Source organism: Polaromonas sp. P1_G2, assembly GCF_056405515.1.
The window spans coordinates 1-570 of record NZ_JBFUBY010000763.1 but is presented as its reverse complement, the minus strand read 5'-3'; the positions used below and the strand labels follow the sequence as shown (position 1 = coordinate 570).

The 570-nt window shown below is 63.2% G+C and carries 1 protein-coding gene; it reads left to right on the top strand.

What is annotated here, in order from left to right; all coding sequences use genetic code 11:
- Positions 1-98: 98 nt before the first annotated feature.
- The coding region (locus AC1D0P_RS27450; RefSeq protein WP_477679618.1) for a hypothetical protein at positions 99-570 on the top strand (472 nt) is incomplete at its 3' end.

The following is a 570-nucleotide window of genomic DNA, read 5'->3' as shown; positions in this document are numbered from 1 at the left end:
GAGTAGCGCAGGTATCGGGAATATGAATGTGATTTTCCGGTTTAAACTTGTGAAATTCCGGGTAGATTGAAGCTGATTTTCCACGGCGGACATTGAAGATGCACAATGACACGGCGATCCATCACGATGCGCGCGGCGAGACCTTCGAGCCGGCGATCTCGCAGCGGGTGATCCGCATCGGGCGGGCACCGCAGCGCTGGTTTCACCACGCCGTCTTCCTCGCTGCCGGTGCGATGACGATCGCGCGCGGCGACAGCCCAACCGTGGTCCACGGGCCGGCGCTCGTGCTTTTCCCGCCGTCGGAAGGCGAGAGCCTGGCGATTGCCGCAGGCGCGCATGGGCACCTGATCGGCGTGTCGCCGGAAATCATCGGCGAGGCGATCGGCGACCATGCGGAATCGCCGTCGCTGAGATTATTCTCCAGCGGCTTTTCGATCACCGACCGGCTGGAGAGCGCGCAGCGCATGGAGATCGAGCCGCTGTTCCAGGGGTTTATTTCCGAACTCAGCCAGGAGGGTCGCGCCTCGCGCATGGTGGCCGGGTCCTATGCGCGGCTGATCCTGATGGCGG